At 39.2% G+C, this 16,327-nt stretch carries 14 protein-coding genes; 8 read left to right on the top strand and 6 right to left on the bottom strand.

Going from position 1 to position 16,327, the window contains the following annotated elements:
- The first annotated feature begins 59 nt into the window (after positions 1–59).
- Complete coding sequence (locus PALPR_RS10375) at positions 60–788, top strand: hypothetical protein (RefSeq protein ID WP_013445576.1); 729 nt, start codon at positions 60–62, stop codon at positions 786–788.
- 10 nt (positions 789–798) lie between these two features.
- On the opposite strand, the gene PALPR_RS10370 is transcribed toward PALPR_RS10375, so the two are convergent.
- Positions 799–1,398: a 5-formyltetrahydrofolate cyclo-ligase gene (locus PALPR_RS10370; protein ID WP_083807199.1), complete on the bottom strand. Its 600-nt coding sequence runs from the start codon at positions 1,396–1,398 to the stop codon at positions 799–801.
- 198 nt (positions 1,399–1,596) lie between these two features.
- Here PALPR_RS10370 and PALPR_RS10365 point away from each other — a divergent pair, with 198 nt between their 5' ends.
- The 7 genes from PALPR_RS10365 to PALPR_RS15685 all read left to right on the top strand — a co-directional run bounded on the left by PALPR_RS10365 (position 1,597) and on the right by PALPR_RS15685 (position 10,348).
- Positions 1,597–2,415, top strand: coding sequence for a hypothetical protein (locus PALPR_RS10365; RefSeq protein ID WP_013445574.1), 819 nt, complete (start codon positions 1,597–1,599; stop codon positions 2,413–2,415).
- A 25-nt stretch (positions 2,416–2,440) separates the two neighbouring features.
- A complete protein-coding gene (locus PALPR_RS10360) occupies positions 2,441–4,507 on the top strand; it encodes a ComEA family DNA-binding protein (RefSeq protein ID WP_013445573.1) in 2,067 nt (688 codons plus the stop codon).
- A 260-nt stretch (positions 4,508–4,767) separates the two neighbouring features.
- Complete coding sequence (gene pta, locus PALPR_RS10355) at positions 4,768–5,769, top strand: phosphate acetyltransferase (protein WP_013445572.1); 1,002 nt, start codon at positions 4,768–4,770, stop codon at positions 5,767–5,769.
- Positions 5,770–5,858: 89 nt separating this feature from the next.
- On the top strand, positions 5,859–6,815 hold the full coding sequence (locus PALPR_RS10350; RefSeq protein ID WP_013445571.1) for a 3-hydroxyacyl-CoA dehydrogenase family protein: 957 nt from the start codon (positions 5,859–5,861) through the stop codon (positions 6,813–6,815).
- Between the two features lie 17 nt (positions 6,816–6,832).
- Positions 6,833–8,038, top strand: coding sequence for an acetate/propionate family kinase (locus tag PALPR_RS10345; protein WP_013445570.1), 1,206 nt, complete (start codon positions 6,833–6,835; stop codon positions 8,036–8,038).
- A 183-nt stretch (positions 8,039–8,221) separates the two neighbouring features.
- On the top strand, positions 8,222–9,424 hold the full coding sequence (locus PALPR_RS10340; RefSeq protein ID WP_013445569.1) for an acetate/propionate family kinase: 1,203 nt from the start codon (positions 8,222–8,224) through the stop codon (positions 9,422–9,424).
- Between the two features lie 144 nt (positions 9,425–9,568).
- Positions 9,569–10,348 (top strand): sulfite exporter TauE/SafE family protein, encoded by a 780-nt coding sequence (locus tag PALPR_RS15685; RefSeq protein WP_013445568.1) that lies wholly within the window; start codon positions 9,569–9,571, stop codon positions 10,346–10,348.
- Positions 10,349–10,426: 78 nt separating this feature from the next.
- Here PALPR_RS15685 and rodA read toward each other — a convergent pair whose 3' ends face one another.
- The 5 genes from rodA to PALPR_RS10310 all read right to left on the bottom strand — a co-directional run bounded on the left by rodA (position 10,427) and on the right by PALPR_RS10310 (position 16,260).
- Positions 10,427–11,893: a rod shape-determining protein RodA gene (gene rodA, locus PALPR_RS10330; protein ID WP_013445567.1), complete on the bottom strand. Its 1,467-nt coding sequence runs from the start codon at positions 11,891–11,893 to the stop codon at positions 10,427–10,429.
- Positions 11,877–13,715 (bottom strand): penicillin-binding transpeptidase domain-containing protein, encoded by a 1,839-nt coding sequence (locus PALPR_RS10325; RefSeq protein ID WP_013445566.1) that lies wholly within the window; start codon positions 13,713–13,715, stop codon positions 11,877–11,879. Before PALPR_RS10325 ends, rodA begins: the two co-directional genes overlap by 17 nt.
- Before the next feature lie 3 nt (positions 13,716–13,718).
- The gene (mreD, locus tag PALPR_RS10320) at positions 13,719–14,216 is read right to left on the bottom strand and encodes a rod shape-determining protein MreD (RefSeq protein ID WP_013445565.1); all 498 of its coding nucleotides are present in this window, start codon (positions 14,214–14,216) and stop codon (positions 13,719–13,721) included.
- An 83-nt stretch (positions 14,217–14,299) separates the two neighbouring features.
- Positions 14,300–15,142 carry a rod shape-determining protein MreC gene (mreC, locus tag PALPR_RS10315; protein ID WP_013445564.1) on the bottom strand — a complete coding sequence of 281 codons (843 nt, stop codon included), beginning with the start codon at positions 15,140–15,142 and terminating at the stop codon, positions 14,300–14,302.
- A 98-nt stretch (positions 15,143–15,240) separates the two neighbouring features.
- On the bottom strand, positions 15,241–16,260 hold the full coding sequence (locus tag PALPR_RS10310) for a rod shape-determining protein (RefSeq protein WP_013445563.1): 1,020 nt from the start codon (positions 16,258–16,260) through the stop codon (positions 15,241–15,243).
- Positions 16,261–16,327: the final 67 nt, after the last annotated feature.

Below are 16,327 nucleotides of genomic sequence, written 5' to 3'. Positions count from 1 at the left end.
TCCGATTTAATTGCCCGGGCGATTAATCTGATGTTGTTTATTGTTAATTGTCAATTAAGATGCCCTATCGCCGACTTCCCAATACTGATCAAGCTCGCTTACGCGCTTTACGTACTGCTATTCAACGCGCGGATAAAGAAAACTATGGTGAGCAGGTTGTTTCCTACAAAACTATTCACGAAGCAAAAACCTATCTGAGTATTTTTGAAAAGCAGTTGATACAATACCAACAGACGCTCGAAAGTCAGGTTTCGGCCAATAAGCGTTACCAACAGATTGTACACAATGCCCGTCTTTATATCTCACATTTCATTCAGGTTTTCAATCTTTCGGTCATTCGAGGTGATATTAAAAAGGATCATAAGCTTTTTTATCAGCTCGACCCAAATGTGCATACTGTGCCCGATTTAAGTACGGAAGCTGCGTTGCTTAACTGGGGAAAATGCATAATTGATGGAGAAAATGAGCGATTACGCAACGGTGGATTACCGATATATAATCCTACGATTGCCAAAGTAAAGGTTCATTACGAGGTTTTTAAAGAATATAAATCTACTCAGAAACTTCATCAAAGTACTACCAACCGTAACTGGGAAGATCTTGTAAATTTGCGAGAAAAAGGCGATGCTATAATTTTGGATATCTGGAATCAGGTGGAGGCAAAGTATAAAAACGAAAAGCCTTATTCGCGCCTGATGAAGTGTAAGAATTATGGTTTGGTTTATTATTACCGAAAAGGAGAGAAAGAACTAACCAAAATTGATGATTTGGTTCCGGCAGACGCCTAGGTCGTTTATGCTATTCTATCAAATGAGATGCTGTTATTACTTTATCCATTTTTATGTCCGATTTTTCGGAAGGAATGCGTGGTAATAATTGCAAATCAAATCCTACACCAATTTTTACTAAGCGCTTGTTTGCCAAAAAACGATCGTAGAAAGCTTTTCCGCGCCCCAGCCGGTTTTTGTCTGAATCGAAGGCAATTCCCGGTATGATCATCAAATCAATATCTCCCGTAAAATTATCTTCAGTATCGGGTTCCCAGATGCCTAATGCCCCTTTTTTCATATTTTTCCCCGGCATATATGGTTTTAAAATCAACTTTTCACCCACTACAGTAGGAAGGATTATTTGTTTTTTAACGCTCCACTTTTCTATAATTTCATGTGTTGGTAACTCATCCGAAGTAGACCAATAAAGCAGAATATTTTCAGCAGATTTAAATTCAGGCAGAGTTTCTACTTTGCCAAAAACTGCACGTGCTTCCTGTTGTTTCTGCTCTAGCGGAATTTGTTTTTTCAAATCAGCTATTTCTTTTCTGAGCTCAGTTTTTCGGGTAATAACATCTTTGTTTCTTTCCGAAAACAATGATATTATGGAGGAAATTATTTTTTTCATTTTATCTGTTGGCTACAACTATTTTCATTGCAAAATTAAATATTTAATTATAGAAATGATTGAATGTAAATAAAAACAAAATATTTTTCACTAAAACCATTGTTAATTGAAATCTTTTTTATAGCTTTGTTAATCGATTTTTTGATTGATGTTCTTGAGTTTACTGTTTTATTAAGTTATAAAAACCCTTGAATACTTATGAAGAAAATAATTTCTGTGTTTACATTTATTGTCTTGTTTCAATTTCTTCAGGCTCAAATTTCCAACATTATTCCGTCTTCCGAAGACATTGCACAGACTTCTGTTGCCGATTCTCGAAATTGGTCAGCCTTCAACAATCCGGCTTCACTGGGCTATATTGAAAATGCTGAAATAGGAATTGGTTTTGAAAATCGATATTTTCTTTCCGAACTATCTACAAAAAGCATTCAACTCGGCATACCTTCCGAGTTGTTGAATACGGGACTTTCTTTTTCTCACTTTGGCTATTCGCTCTACCATGAAATGATGCTCGGGATTGGTTTCTCGCGAAATTTCTCCGACAAATTCAGCATGGGCATGCAGTTTAATTATTATACTGCGTTTTTCACAGCCACTAATTCGTATCATGGCACTTTGCTGCCTCAGATTGGTTTGTCAATAAAATTGTCTCCAACATTCAATCTGGGTTTCCAGTCTTTTAATACTTTTCAAACCAATGTGAAAACAGAATTTACTGTAAAACGTATTCCGTCCATTTTCAGTTTAGGGACAGAATACTTTTTTTCACCCGAAATGGTTTGGCGTACTCAAATAGATAAGGAAGTTAGTAGTAGTTATCGTTTTGCCTGCGGGTTTGAATATCAAATGCTTCAATTCACCAACATTAAACTGGGTGCATACGGTTCGGATTATTTGACTCCGTGTCTGGGTTGCGGTTTTAAAACAGGAGGTTTTTTGATTGATCTGAACTGCGAGCTGCATCCGTTGCTTGGTCTAAATAGCAATGCAACAATAAAATATCGATTCAGAAAATAAGTCATCACCTTAACCTTTTTTTATTGTGAAACGCTTGTTTGTTTATTTGGTTTTAGTTCTGTTATGTTCTTATCCGGTAAGAGCACAAGATGTTATTTCGACTACCGAACAACTGATTGCAGACATATTCGAACAATATACTGCCGAAAGCGAAGATGATATAGACTACGATAGTTTTTACGAAGATTTAATGTTTTGTGCTCAAAATCCAATTAATCTGAATCAGGCAACACGAGAACAGTTGGAAAAACTTCCATTTTTGTCGGACAATCAGGTTGAAAACATTCTAGCTTATGTTTATCAATCGGGTTCTATGCAAACGATTTTTGAACTACAATTGGTCGAAGGGCTTGACATGACTGATATAAGACGTATGCTCCCCTTTGTAAGCGTGGGCGATGGCTTACAGAATGACAAGAAAATTTACTGGAGCGATTTGTGGAAATACGGGAAAAATGAATTGTATTTTCGTTTAGACCGTGGAATAGAAAGCAAAGAAGGTTATAAACTTGTTCCGGATGAGAATCCGGATGCAAGCGAAACTAATGCAGAAAAATATATTGGAAATGAACTATACAATTCGCTCAGGTACCGATTTCATTACAAAGACAGAGTGCAACTTGGCCTGACGGCAGAGAAGGATGCCGGTGAACAATTCTGGGGAAAGACACATAAAGGATATGATTTCTATTCCTTTCATGTACAGCTTAATGGATTCGGAAAATTTAAAACTGTTGTGGTTGGTGATTTCCGTGCCAACTTTGGTCAGGGTCTTGTGCTACATCCGGAATTTTCGATGGGGAAATCTTCGTATGTACTGAATGTGACACCCCGAAATTCAGGATTGAAGAAATTCAGCTCAACCGATGAGAGTAATTTTTTCAGAGGTGGAGGAGTCACTATTCGATTAGGAAAGTTTGATATTTCAGTTTTTTATTCTAGTAAGATGATAGATGGTGATACTGTGAACGGAACTTTCTCTAGTTTTATCAAAACGGGTTACCACCGTACTTTGAAAGAATTGGGCAAGATGCATACTGTTAACCAGCAGATAGCAGGAGGTAATGTGACTTATACCAATATGAATTTGCAGGTGGGTGTAACAGCCGTTCATACCGAGCTTGATAATGCGCTTATGCCTGATAAATCGGTTTATAATTACTTTTATTTTAGTGGGAAAAAACAAACTACTGCCGGTATTTTTTACAGATATCGTTTGTATAAACTCAATTTATTTGGCGAAACTGCTACCGCCGATAATGGTTCTATTGCTACCCTGAATGGCTGTTTTTTCAGTCCGCTTTCTTATATCAGCCTGGTGATGTTGCATCGCTATTATTCGCGCGAATATGATACGTTTTATGCTTCTTCGTTTTCAGCAACATCCAGAATAAACAATGAAAACGGATTGTATCTGGGAGCCGAAATCAGGCCTTTCAGAAAATGGAAATTTGCAGCATACGCTGATAGTTATAGCTTTCCATGGCCAAAGTATGGCATTGATTTACCTTCCATTGGTAAAGATTATCTTGTTCAGGCAGATTTTGCCCCGAAACGTGATATTGCTATGTACTGGCGATTTAAGTTTGAAGAGAAGCAGACCAATCTTTCCGATGTGGGGAATGTTATGCCCGTTGTGATTCCTCTTCAGAAAACTTCTTTGCGTTATCAGCTAAGTTATTCTTACGGAAACTTTAGTTTTAAAAACGTGCTTGAAGGAAATTTATCAAAGCGCAAGGGAGAGGACATGACCTACGGTGTTATTGCCTTGCAGGATGTAAGTTATTCTTTTAAGAACATCCCGCTAAAAGTAAATCTGCGTTATCAGTTTTTTGATGCTGTAAATTATGAAAACCGGCTTTATTCATACGAAAATGATGTATTGTATGCATTTTCCATTCCCATGTATTTTGGCTTGGGCAACCGGTATTATCTGAATTTGCAATACGATATGAACAAAAAACTGTCTTTGTGGTTTAAAATAGCACAAACGGTTTATGCGGATGATCGTGAAACCCTGAGTAGTGGCAATGAAACCATTTCGGGCAATAGGAAAACCGATATGAGACTATTACTAAAATATGAGTTTTAGTTTCTAATCTTTCTGCATAAAATCATTTCAGAAATATAAAGTTGAAAATTAATAATTGACCATGTTTTTCACAATAAAACGACGATTTTTTGCCCCGGTTTAAGGTGGTTTTTATTAGATAATTTGGCATACTCTCAAATATTTACACAAAACTGCCATCTCTACATTGCAATTTTAGAATATTGCTGTATCTTTGTATCGTTTTTCAGCTCGAAGAAAAATTCCTCCCGCCGATTACCAGAACATTATTTCTCTACAAAATGGATTTATTAGAAAACATTATGGCTCGTGCCAAGGCAAACTTACAACGTATTGTATTGCCCGAAGGCACTGAAATTCGCACATTGAAGGCTGCGGATATTATCCTGAAAGAAAAAGCTGCCAAGCTTATTTTGATCGGAAACGAAAATGAGATTAAGAAATTAGCTGCGGAAAATAACCTGACTCACATTGCTGAAGCCACGATTGTTGATCCTGAAACAGATGTTAAAATGGGTGATTATAGCAATTTGCTTTTTGAACTTCGTAAAAGCAAAGGCATGACTATAGAAGAAGCAACCAAACTTGCAAAAAATCCATTATATTTGGGCTGTCTAATGATTAAGAACGGCGACGCTGATGGAGAGTTGGCCGGAGCTCAAAATACAACGGGCAATGTGCTGCGTCCTGCTTTTCAAATCGTAAAGACATTACCCGGAATCAATGTAGTTTCAGGAGCGCTGTTGATGTTTACGCCAACACCTCAGTATGGTGAAAACGGATTACTGGTTTTTGCCGATTGTGCTGTGAATCCAAATCCTACAGCGCCTGAACTGGCTCAGATTGCGGTTTGTACAGCTGAAACTGCGCGTGTAATTTGTGGATACGAACCACGTGTAGCTATGTTAAGTTTCTCATCAAAAGGAAGCGCAAAACATGAACTGGTTGATAAAGTTGTTGAAGCAACCCGACTTGCCAAAGAAATGGCGCCTGAGTTGATGATAGATGGTGAATTACAGGCCGATGCAGCACTCGTTCCTTCGGTTGGACAGAGCAAAGCTCCCGGAAGTCAGATTGCCGGACATGCCAATGTGTTGGTTTTCCCGGATCTACAAGCGGGTAACATAGCTTATAAGTTAGTAGAGCGTTTCTCGGGAGCGCAGGCTGTAGGTCCTATTTTGCAAGGCATGGCTGCACCTATCAACGATTTGTCCCGTGGTTGTTCTGTTGATGATATTGTGAGGATGATTACGATTACGGCTAATCAGGCAATGAAGAACTAATTCACAATTCAAAATACATAATTGGATGACATATTTTGAATAAAGAATTACACATCATATATTGTTAATTATGCATTAAAGAGAATAATATGGCAGAAGAAATTATTGAAGCAATTGAACGTTATGGACTAAGCAAGCGTAAACGCAACCGTACACTTTTCTCGCGCATAGGTGTGGTAGGCTGCGGTAAGGAAGGGAGCGTAATAGCTACTACAGCCGCTCTCAACGGTATGGAAGTGGTGTTTCTGGAACCTTCAGAAGAACGAATCGGTAATGCCTATGTTCGTATTGAAGATAAATTAGACAAGAAAATAGAAAGCTGGGGTCTTACCGTAAATGAGAAGAAGGCAATTCTTGCCCGGATTTCAGGTACCACCAATTATGAAGATTTTAGCGGTTGTGATTTTGTAATTGAAGCCATTCGTTACGATGATCAAACCGGCGAACGTCGTATCAACCAGCGCAAGGAAGTATTTTTGCAGTTGGAAAGAGTTCTCTCTCCGAATGCTATCATTGCTTCTAATGTTTCTACTGTAATTGTAACCGATTTAGCTGCCGAGCTTGAACATACCGAGCGTTGTATTGGTCTTCATTTCTTGTCAAATATACCAGGATCGCAAATTATCGAGATTGTTCCGGGGCTGAATACTTCGGATGAAACATTCGATAAAGTTTGTCAGTTTGCCAAACTAATCAATCATCAGTATGTTCCGGTTATGGAGTCTGCCGGGTTGATAAGTATCCGCTTGTTCCTTATTCAGCTTAATGAAGCTTGTGGAATTTTGATGGAAGGAATTTCGAGTGTAGAAGATATAGATTTGGTACTTACGGTAGGTTTTGGACACCGTCAGGGAGTATTTCGTACGGCAGACCAAATGGGCATTGAAAAGATTGTTAAACTGTTGGAAAACCTTTGGGATGAATATGGAAGCGTTAAATACAAACCATCACCAATTTTGTTGCGTTTGTTCAGAGCCAAACATTTTGGAGTAAGCCGTGGTAAGGGTTTTTATACTTACGACGAAGCTGGGAATATAGTAAAATAGGTAAAAGAAAGAAAGCGATGAAGGTATTAGTTTTAAATTGTGGTAGCTCATCAATAAAATATAAATTGCTCGACATGGAGAGTAATTTAGAGCTTGGCTCAGGAGCGGTTGAAAAAATCGGGATGAAAGGTTCTTTTTTGAAACATACCCGTGCAGATGGTGTTAAGGTGATGTTGAAGGGCGAAATTCTTGAACATCAAATAGGAATTGAATATATTTTAGGAATACTTACCAGCGAAAAACACGGATGTATTAAATCGTTGGAAGAAATTGGAGGAGTTGGTCATCGGGTGGTTCACGGAGCTGAGAAATTTAATACCAGCGTGTTGATAACCGATGAAGTAATTCAGAAACTTGTTGAGTGTATTGACATTGCTCCATTGCACAACCCACCGAATCTGGCGGGTATCCGTGCTATCTCGGAACTTTTACCAACCATGCCTCAGGTCGGGGTGTTTGATACGGCTTTCCATCAAACTATGCCCGATTATGCTTACATGTACGGCATTCCATATACTCTTTATTCTAAATACGGCATTCGGCGCTATGGATTTCACGGAACGAGCCATCGTTATGTATCGAAGCGTGCTGCAGAATTCTTAGGATTGGATTATCATAATTCTAGAATAATAACAGCCCACATTGGTAATGGTGTGTCGGTTACAGCCATCGAAAATGGAAAATCGGTTGACACTTCCATGGGATTCACCCCGATTGAAGGCCCGATGATGGGAACACGTTCGGGCGATGTGGATTTAGGTGTGGTTACTTTTTTGATGGAAAAAGAAATGATTGGAGCATCAGCAGTTTCCACATTATTCAATAAGCACAGTGGAATGCTTGGAGTGTCGGGTGTTTCATCAGATATGCGCGATATTGAAAAAGCGGTCAAGGAAGGAAATGATCGGGCGCGTTTAGCTCGTCACATGTACGTCTACCGGCTCCGAAAATATATCGGTGCTTTTGCTGCAGCAATGGGTGGTGTAGATGCTATTGTATTTACAGGCGGTATTGGCGAAAATCATGTTTTTACTCGTAAATACATTTGCGAAGGGCTTGGATTTATGGGTGTAAAAATTGATTGCGACCTGAATGCCGCTTCACAGGGTATTGCTGTAAAACTAAGTACCGAAGACTCACAAGTATATGTAGCGGTGATTCCGACTGATGAAGAATTTATGATTGCATCGGACACAATTGAGATACTGAAGAATCGTAATTGATTTGTATACACGATATTTGAAAAATACCTGAGACTATTAAGTTTCAGGTATTTTTTTATTATCATAAATTGGAGTACATTTTGGATAAAGAGTAAATAATATTCAGAAAAAAATTCTATATTTGTAAATGTAAACCTATTTACTTGTCAATCAATTAAAAATCTAATTCAAGAATCAAAATCCATGAAAATACTTGTTTTGAACTGCGGAAGTTCATCCATTAAATACAAGCTGCTCGACATGATAAATAAAGAGGAGCTAAGTTCTGGCGCTGTAGAGAAAATTGGTATGAAAGGCTCGTTTTTGAAGCATGTTCGTCGGGATGGTCAGAAAGTTCTGCTTAAAGGAGAAATACTGGAACACCGAATTGGAATAGAATATATTCTGGGAGTTTTGACCAGTCAAAAACATGGATGTATTGAATCCTTAGAGGAAATTAATGCTGTAGGTCATCGCGTAGTTCATGGGGGAGAGAAATTTAATTCAAGTGTTTTGATTACTGAAGAAGTTATTCAGAAGATTACCGAGTGTATTGAAATAGCTCCACTACATAATCCACCAAATTTAGCCGGTATAAATGCAATTACAGAGCTTTTGCCTACAGTTCCGCAGGTAGCGGTATTCGATACAGCATTTCACCAAACAATGCCAAACTACGCATACATGTATGGTATTCCTCATTCATTGTACACAAAATACGGCATTCGTCGATACGGTTTCCATGGAACAAGTCACCGATATGTTTCGCGTCGTGCCGCAGATTTTCTTGGACTAGACTATAACAATTCACGCATTATAGTTGCTCATTTGGGCAACGGAGCGTCTATATGTGCGATTAAAAATGGCAAATCGGTAGACACTTCTATGGGTTTCACCCCAATTGAAGGGTTGATGATGGGAACCCGATCCGGCGATGTGGATCTGGGGGTAGTTACTTTCCTGATGGAAAAAGAAATGATTGGTTCGGCTTCGGTTTCTACTCTATTTAATAAGCATAGTGGAGTTTTAGGAGTTTCGGGTGTTTCTTCGGATATGCGCGATGTGGATAAAGCTAAGGGCGAAGGAAATGAACGCGCTCGTCTTGCCTGGGACATGTACGAATATAAAGTAATGAAATATATTTCGGGTTATATTGGAGTGCTCAATGGCGTGGATGCAATTGTATTTACAGGTGGAGTAGGAGAGAACCAGACAGAAACTCGTGAATACGTTTGTAAGCAATTGGCTTATCTTGGCGTAAAGGTTGATTTCGACCTGAACAAAGTTTCAAAAGGTAAAGAAATACTTTTGAGCACACCAGAATCAGCTGTGAATATATGCGTTATTCCAACTGACGAGGAATTTATGATTGCTTCGGATACACTCGATATAGTACAACAGAATTAATCCCAATGATTAGGTTATAATTTTGAAAGCGTCGTGCCCCTAAATGCATGACGCTTTTTCTTTTTAAGATTAATACGAAGATAATTTTTGCATTGAACTAATTGAAGTAATTTTGCGAGGCAAAAAACTAAATGATATAAAGTTATGGAAATAGGAATATTAATAGTCGGTATAGTTGCCGGAGTAATGTCCGGATTATTTGGCATTGGAGGTGGAATTATTATGGTTCCTTCGTTGATAGCTTTTTTCGGAATGGATATGCTTAATGCCAATGCCACTTCGCTTGCCGCAATGCTACTGCCTGTAGGTGTGTTGGGTGTAATATCATATTATAAAGCAGGTTATATAAATATTAAAGAATCTCTTTGGATTTCTATTGGATTACTGGCAGGATCTTTTTTCGGTGCTGAATTGGCCATTTCGGTTGATGTAAAGGTTTTATCAAAACTTTATGCAGCTTTTTTGCTTTATGTGGCGGTGGGTTATCTTAATATCCCAGCATTGTTCAGGAGGAAAAACAACTCCAACATTGAAAATCCTATTAGCGGGGAAAAAATTCAGCGTTCATTTTGGATTTATATAGTTGTAGGTATTTTTGCCGGAATCATTGCCGGTCTGTTTGGCAAAGGTGGAGGGTTGGTAATAGTTCCGGTACTCATTAAATTCTTTCGATACGATGCCAAGGCAGCATCAGCAACTTCTCTTGCCGCACTGCAACTTCCTGTCGGATTGCCCAGTGTGATTGTGTATGCTCAGGGTGGTTATCTGAACTGGATCTATGCCGGATTAATGGCCTTAGGAATTGTTTTCGGAGTATTCTTTGGAACTAAGCTGGCAATTAAACTGCCATCAACTACTTTCAAAAAAGTTTATGCTGTTTTTCTATTAGGCGTGGCGGTTTATATGGTTGTAAAGTATATTTAAATGTTGAATCTGTTCCGGTTTCGGCTCAAAACAAACATTTAAATTTTTATTGTAACTGCTCAACTGCTTAGGACGTGTTTACCTCATGCTTTCTAGCCTAGCAGCGTCCAATCTAAGCAGTATAAACAACAAAACAGTAAAACCCCACAGCGATGAACCTCCATAGCTGAAAAACGGCAAAGGAATGCCAATAACAGGCATTATCCCAAGTACCATCCCTATATTTATAGTGAGGTGAAAGAAGAAAATACTGGCTACACAATATCCGTAAATCCGGCTGAACTGGTCTCGTTGTCGCTCAGCAATGCGTAAAAGGCGCATTAAAAGCATCCAGTAAATAAACAGCACCAAAGTAGAACCCCAAAAGCCATGTTCTTCGCCCACCGTGCAGAAAATAAAGTCGGTGTCTTGTTCCGGTACATATTTGAGCTTGGTTTGCGTACCATTCAGAAAACCTTTTCCCCATAATCCTCCTGAGCCAATGGCAATCTTCGATTGGTTCACGTTATAACCCGATCCGGCAAGATTGCTCTCCATCTTTAGCAATTCTTTGATACGTATCTGTTGATGTGGTTCCAGTACCTTTTCGAATAAATAATCGGCAGAGAAGCAAAACAAAACGGACCCTATGGAAAATAACACCAAGAACCAATATCTTTTGTATCGGTAGAAAAGTTCAACAATCAACCAGTAAATACAGGATGCCACTACAGTAAAAATAGCCACATAATTGTAGTTGATAAAGAACCAGATATTTAATACGTACGAAATCAATCCTATCGAGAGTGTGCCCAAAAGTACTATAAAAGCTTCTTTCCTGTTTTTACCGAAGAAGATGGCATATCCTATCTGCACCAGCATGATTATGCCCATACCCAATACCATACCTAAAGTACCTCTGTCGGTTTGTATCGGGATTACACTCAGTTTAATGATAACTACAAAAAGCAATATGGCAAAAGAACCGAGCAGTAGAACAATACCATTCATTCCTTCACGGTACAACATCAAAAGAAACGCAACAAATACCAACGCAGTACCTGTCTCATTTTGAAGAATAATGAGTATAGCAGGTACAAAAATGATAAATCCCAGCGGAATTAAATCCTTCCAGTTTTTGAGTTTATAGTTGTATGAACTCATGAATTTGGAAAGAGCCAGCGCTGTAGCTACCTTCGCTAATTCGGCTGGTTGAAAACGGATAGGTCCAAACACTAACCACGAATGCGACCCTTTAATATCAGGGGCAATAGACCGGGGGGCAAAGATGGTTACAATCAACAGAAATATAGCGAATCCATAAATAAAATAGGCAAAAAAGTTGTACATTCTGGAGTCAATCAGCAGCAACGCACCACCAATGGCAAAACCGGTCAAAATCCATATAATCTGCATGCCAGCGCGTTGACTGAAGTCAAAAACACTAGCCTGATCAAAGTTATAGCTGGCGCCATAAATGCTGATCCATCCCATAACGATCAAAACAACGTAATAAAATACTGTTGTCCAATCCAGTGCATATTTTATACTAACGTTCTTGTACATACGAGTTGGTCACTGTATTAGTCGTTTTTTCTTCTAATTCGGTACGAGTAATTTTACCTTTGAGGTATTGCTCGGCCAGTAAACTAAAAATAGGTGCGGCAAACGTGTTTCCGAATCCGGCATTTTCTACAATTACTGCTATAGCAATTTTAGGATGCACTCTTGGGGCAAAACCCACAAAGAATGCGTGGTCTTTACCATGGCTGTTCTGCACAGTTCCCGTTTTTCCACACATGTCTATTCCCGGAATTTTTGAACTTCTGGCTGTACCATACTCAAATACACGCCACATTCCTTCAAATACAACCGGAAAGTATTTCTTATCCACCTTGCACTGATGAATTTTTTTCAGCATCGAGTCACACTTGTTCAGGTGTGGTGTGATATAATGTCCCTCGTTGGCTATAGCACACATCAGGTTAGCCATTTGAAGCGGAGTAGCCATAATTTCACCTTGCCCTATCGAGTTGGAACGGATAGTAATGGCACGCCATCCTTTTTCCGAACGATAAACCTTGTTGTAGAATTTTTGCGTAGGGATGTATCCGCGAGACTGTTCATAAAGATCACCATCTTTGAATTTTTCTCCTAGCCCAAAACTTTTTACCCGATCAACCCATTCATCATAAGTGGTTCTGAAATTGATATTTTTTGGTCCATATCCGTTCTTTTCAATCGTTGCCCTGAATGCATTCCAGAAATAAGGGTTACAACTTTGCTCAACAGCACTCAGCAGGCTTACCGGAGAACCGTGGTGGTGCGTACACTTTACAGGAGATGATTCCGGACCGTTACAACTGAACAATGTATGTTCCGTAATTCCACCCATTTGCTGGCAAACCAGTGCCTGGAGGGTTTTAAATGCTGACCCGGGAGAATACTGACCTTGTGTTGCCCGGTTCATCAATGGTTTGGTTGGGTCTTTGAGTAGCGAGTTGTAATTTTTTGAACGCTGACGTCCTACCAGAATGCCTGGATTAAAGGTTGGGTTGGAAGCCATTGCTAAAATTTCGCCGGTCTCCGGTTCGATGGCTACCACACTTCCGATTTTCCCCTGTAAAAGTTTTTCGGCGAGTATTTGCAGTTGGAAATCTAAAGTAAGAGTCAGGTTTTCACCGGCTTTAGGAGACACATCTTCTTTTCCATTTTCATATTTTCCCTTGATTCTGCCTTTAGCATCGCGCAGCAAAATTTCCACTCCTTTTTCGCCTCGCAATTGTTCCTCATAAGTATATTCTATGCCGTCTCTGCCTGCATAATCGCCGGTTTTGTAGTAGTCGTCATTTTCAATTCTTTTTTGCGAAACCTCTCCGATACTACCCAACACATGAGCCGCGTTTGGGTAGGCATATTCACGCAGGGTACGGTTTTGTATGTAAAATCCGGGGTATTTGTACATCGATTGCTGAATAGTAGCAATATCCTCAATGCCGAGCTGTGTCATAAAAAGCTGTGGAGTGTACGACGAATAACTAGGATTTTTTCTGTAATCTTTAATTTCAGCAATGCGGTTGATGAAAAATTGTTTGTCGATTTTGAGAGCTTTACAGAAAGCCAAAGTATCTAAATCATGAATTTCACGAACAATGAGGGTAATATCGTAAGCAGGCTTGTTGTACACCAACAGTTTGTGATTTCTGTCGTATATGAGCCCTCTGGATGGGAATTGCGTTTTTCTCAGGAAAGCATTACTTTCCGCACCATTCTTATATTTTGTTTCAATAATCTGGATGCTAAACAAACGCAAAATATATAAAATGACGACTGCTGTCATGATTCCGCCAATCACATACCTTCGATTTTGGAGTGTGTCGTTTATCATACTTTACTTTTTGCTAAGCGATTGAATCCCCAGAATCATTAATACGGTAACAGCAGTACTTAGTATAATTTTGGTAAGAGTGATTCCGAAATTTACGAAAGAGAAAGCTTCGAGCATAAGTAAGGTGGCGTGATGTATTAAAACCAATAACACCACATATTTTACGTAAGCGCTCACACCAAAGCTATAGAAAGAAGGTGTCGGATTATTTCCTTCTTCGATGGAAGTAAATAATTTTATAATTCCATTTCGGAGGAAAGCTACCAGAACAGTGGCAAAAGCATGCATCCCCATGGTGTTGGCAAATGCATCGATAATTAAGCCTAAACCAAACGCCAGTATGAGCGTAAGCCAACGAGGCATTTGAACCGGAAAGGCCAGTATAATGAGGATGTATAAATACGGATTGATGTACCCCAGGAACTGAATATTATTCAGTACCAGCACTTGAAGAAGCACCAAAAGTATGAATCTGATTATGTTTTGAAGTACTATAGGCATATATTTACTTACCGATTTACAATTTAATTAAGTACGATTTTCTCAATCTCAAATCGTTTATCTCAAGATTGTAAATTTAATTATTATTCTTCTGCTTTCTTTTCCAAATCAGTTTGCTCTTTATAATTCAGGTAATTGATGACCTTTACATGCGATAGCGTTCGGAAGTTCACAGCCAGCTTAACTTTTATTCTGTAATAGGCATCACTTTCCTTTATTTTAAAGTCCTCTATATATCCAACGGGAACTCCAACCGGAAAATTGTTTGTAAAACCACTGGTAACAAGTGTGTCCCCGAGCGCCAGCTCCACGTGGCGTGCAATGTCATTCAAATTGGCAAAACGATAATCTTCGCCCGACCATTTAAGCGGCCCGCTATAATTGTTGCGTTTAAATTTGCAGCTTATTTCCAGTTTATTATTCAGAATAGGAATGACTACCGAAAAACGATTGGAAACTGTTTTTATGATTCCCACTACACCTTCGTCGCTGATAACGCCCATATCTGGTTTAATTCCATCAACGGCACCTTTGTTTAGCGTAATGTAATTAAGTAGTTTGTTGGTAGAGCAGTTTATTACTTTGGCGGCAATAAACTGATATTCCATTTCGGGTGGAATGCGAAAATGTACGGAGTCCGGTGTTTCTTTTTTCTGTGTTGACAGTTTATTTTCCAGGTTGATAATCTGGTTTTTCAACGCGGTGTTTTCTTCGGAAAGGTTATCGTTGGCAGCACGGAGTTTAAAGAATTCTACAACGGAGTTACTCCATTCGTACATGCCCGAAACTACCGAGTTGCTCGATGAAAGAAACACGCTTTTTTGATAATCCTGATTTTTCACAACCAATGTGAAGGAAATTACTTCTAAGAATAGAAATAAAAACACAACGCTATATTGAATCAAAAAATTGATAAGATTCTTCATGATGGGCGAAACTGCACGGAGAAAATGATGTATAATAGAGCAAAAATTTTCGGTAAACGCAAGACTTATCTAGCGGTTACCGAAAATTCAGGATAGTTTTATCGAATCAGGAACGAGAATTTATCTACGTTTTTCAACGCGATACCTGTTCCGCGAGCTACTGCGCGCAATGGATCGTCAGCAATATGGAACTGGATATTCAGCTTATCGGTCAAACGTTTGTCTAATCCGCGCAGCAATGCACCACCTCCGGCAAGGTAAATTCCTTTTTGAACAATATCTGCATATAATTCAGGAGGAGTTTGTTCCAATGCACTTAGGATAGCCGCTTCTATTTTTGAAATGGATTTTTCAAGACAATGAGCAATTTCCTGGTACGAAACCGGAACCTGCATTGGCAGAGCCGTCATACGGTTTGGTCCGTGAACGATATAATCTTCAGGGGCATCTTCCAGATCGGTAAGAGCTGCACCCACGTTTATTTTGATTAGTTCAGCAGTGCGTTCGCCCACTTTGATATTGTGCATACGTCCCATGTATTCAACAATGTCGAGTGTGAGATCATCACCGGCGATGCGGATCGATTTGTTAGAAACAATACCGCCCAAGGAGATAACCGCAATTTCGGTAGTACCACCACCTATATCAACAATCATACAACCGTTGGGAGCTTCCACATCAATCCCAATACCGATAGCCGCAGCCATAGGTTCGTAAATCATGTACACTTCGCGTCCGCCTGCATGTTCACTCGAGTCACGTACCGCACGAATTTCTACTTCGGTACTACCTGAAGGAATACAAACCACCATTTTCAGGGTAGGAGAGAAGAGGTGATTTTTGGTTGGAATCATTTTTATCATACCGCGAATCATTAATTCGGCAGCGTAGAAGTCAGCAATTACACCATCGCGCAAAGGGCGAACGGTACGAATTCCTTCATTTTCTTTTCCTTGCATCTGACGAGCTTTCTCTCCAATCGCAATCAGTTTGTCAGTGCGTTTGTCCAAAGCTACTACCGATGGTTCATCAACTACAATTTTGTCATTGTGGATGATAATCGTATTGGCGGTACCTAAGTCAATAGCTATTTCTTGTGTAAATGAAAATAGTCCCATTTTCTTAATTTATTTCAGGTTTTTTAATTTTGTTGTTTATAGCCGTAAAGGTCAGGTATGTCTTGTC

It is taken from the genome of Paludibacter propionicigenes WB4, from assembly GCF_000183135.1.
GTDB lineage: Bacteria > Bacteroidota > Bacteroidia > Bacteroidales > Paludibacteraceae > Paludibacter > Paludibacter propionicigenes.
The sequence above is the reverse complement of the archived record's forward strand: the minus strand, read 5'-3'. Positions and strand labels throughout refer to the sequence as shown.

Bases quoted from the DNA above. Each gene is read 5' to 3' on its own strand.
- PALPR_RS10375 (WP_013445576.1), top strand. From the start codon at position 60: ATGCCCTATCGCCGACTTCCCAATACTGATCAAGCTCGCTTACGCGCT.
- PALPR_RS10370 (WP_083807199.1), bottom strand. From the start codon at position 1,398: ATGAAAAAAATAATTTCCTCCATAATATCATTGTTTTCGGAAAGAAAC.
- PALPR_RS10365 (WP_013445574.1), top strand. From the start codon at position 1,597: ATGAAGAAAATAATTTCTGTGTTTACATTTATTGTCTTGTTTCAATTT.
- pta (WP_013445572.1), top strand. From the start codon at position 4,768: ATGGATTTATTAGAAAACATTATGGCTCGTGCCAAGGCAAACTTACAA.
- PALPR_RS10350 (WP_013445571.1), top strand. From the start codon at position 5,859: ATGGCAGAAGAAATTATTGAAGCAATTGAACGTTATGGACTAAGCAAG.
- PALPR_RS10345 (WP_013445570.1), top strand. From the start codon at position 6,833: ATGAAGGTATTAGTTTTAAATTGTGGTAGCTCATCAATAAAATATAAA.
- PALPR_RS10340 (WP_013445569.1), top strand. From the start codon at position 8,222: ATGAAAATACTTGTTTTGAACTGCGGAAGTTCATCCATTAAATACAAG.
- PALPR_RS15685 (WP_013445568.1), top strand. From the start codon at position 9,569: ATGGAAATAGGAATATTAATAGTCGGTATAGTTGCCGGAGTAATGTCC.
- rodA (WP_013445567.1), bottom strand. From the start codon at position 11,893: ATGTACAAGAACGTTAGTATAAAATATGCACTGGATTGGACAACAGTA.
- PALPR_RS10325 (WP_013445566.1), bottom strand. From the start codon at position 13,715: ATGATAAACGACACACTCCAAAATCGAAGGTATGTGATTGGCGGAATC.
- mreD (WP_013445565.1), bottom strand. From the start codon at position 14,216: ATGCCTATAGTACTTCAAAACATAATCAGATTCATACTTTTGGTGCTT.
- mreC (WP_013445564.1), bottom strand. From the start codon at position 15,142: ATGAAGAATCTTATCAATTTTTTGATTCAATATAGCGTTGTGTTTTTA.
- PALPR_RS10310 (WP_013445563.1), bottom strand. From the start codon at position 16,260: ATGGGACTATTTTCATTTACACAAGAAATAGCTATTGACTTAGGTACC.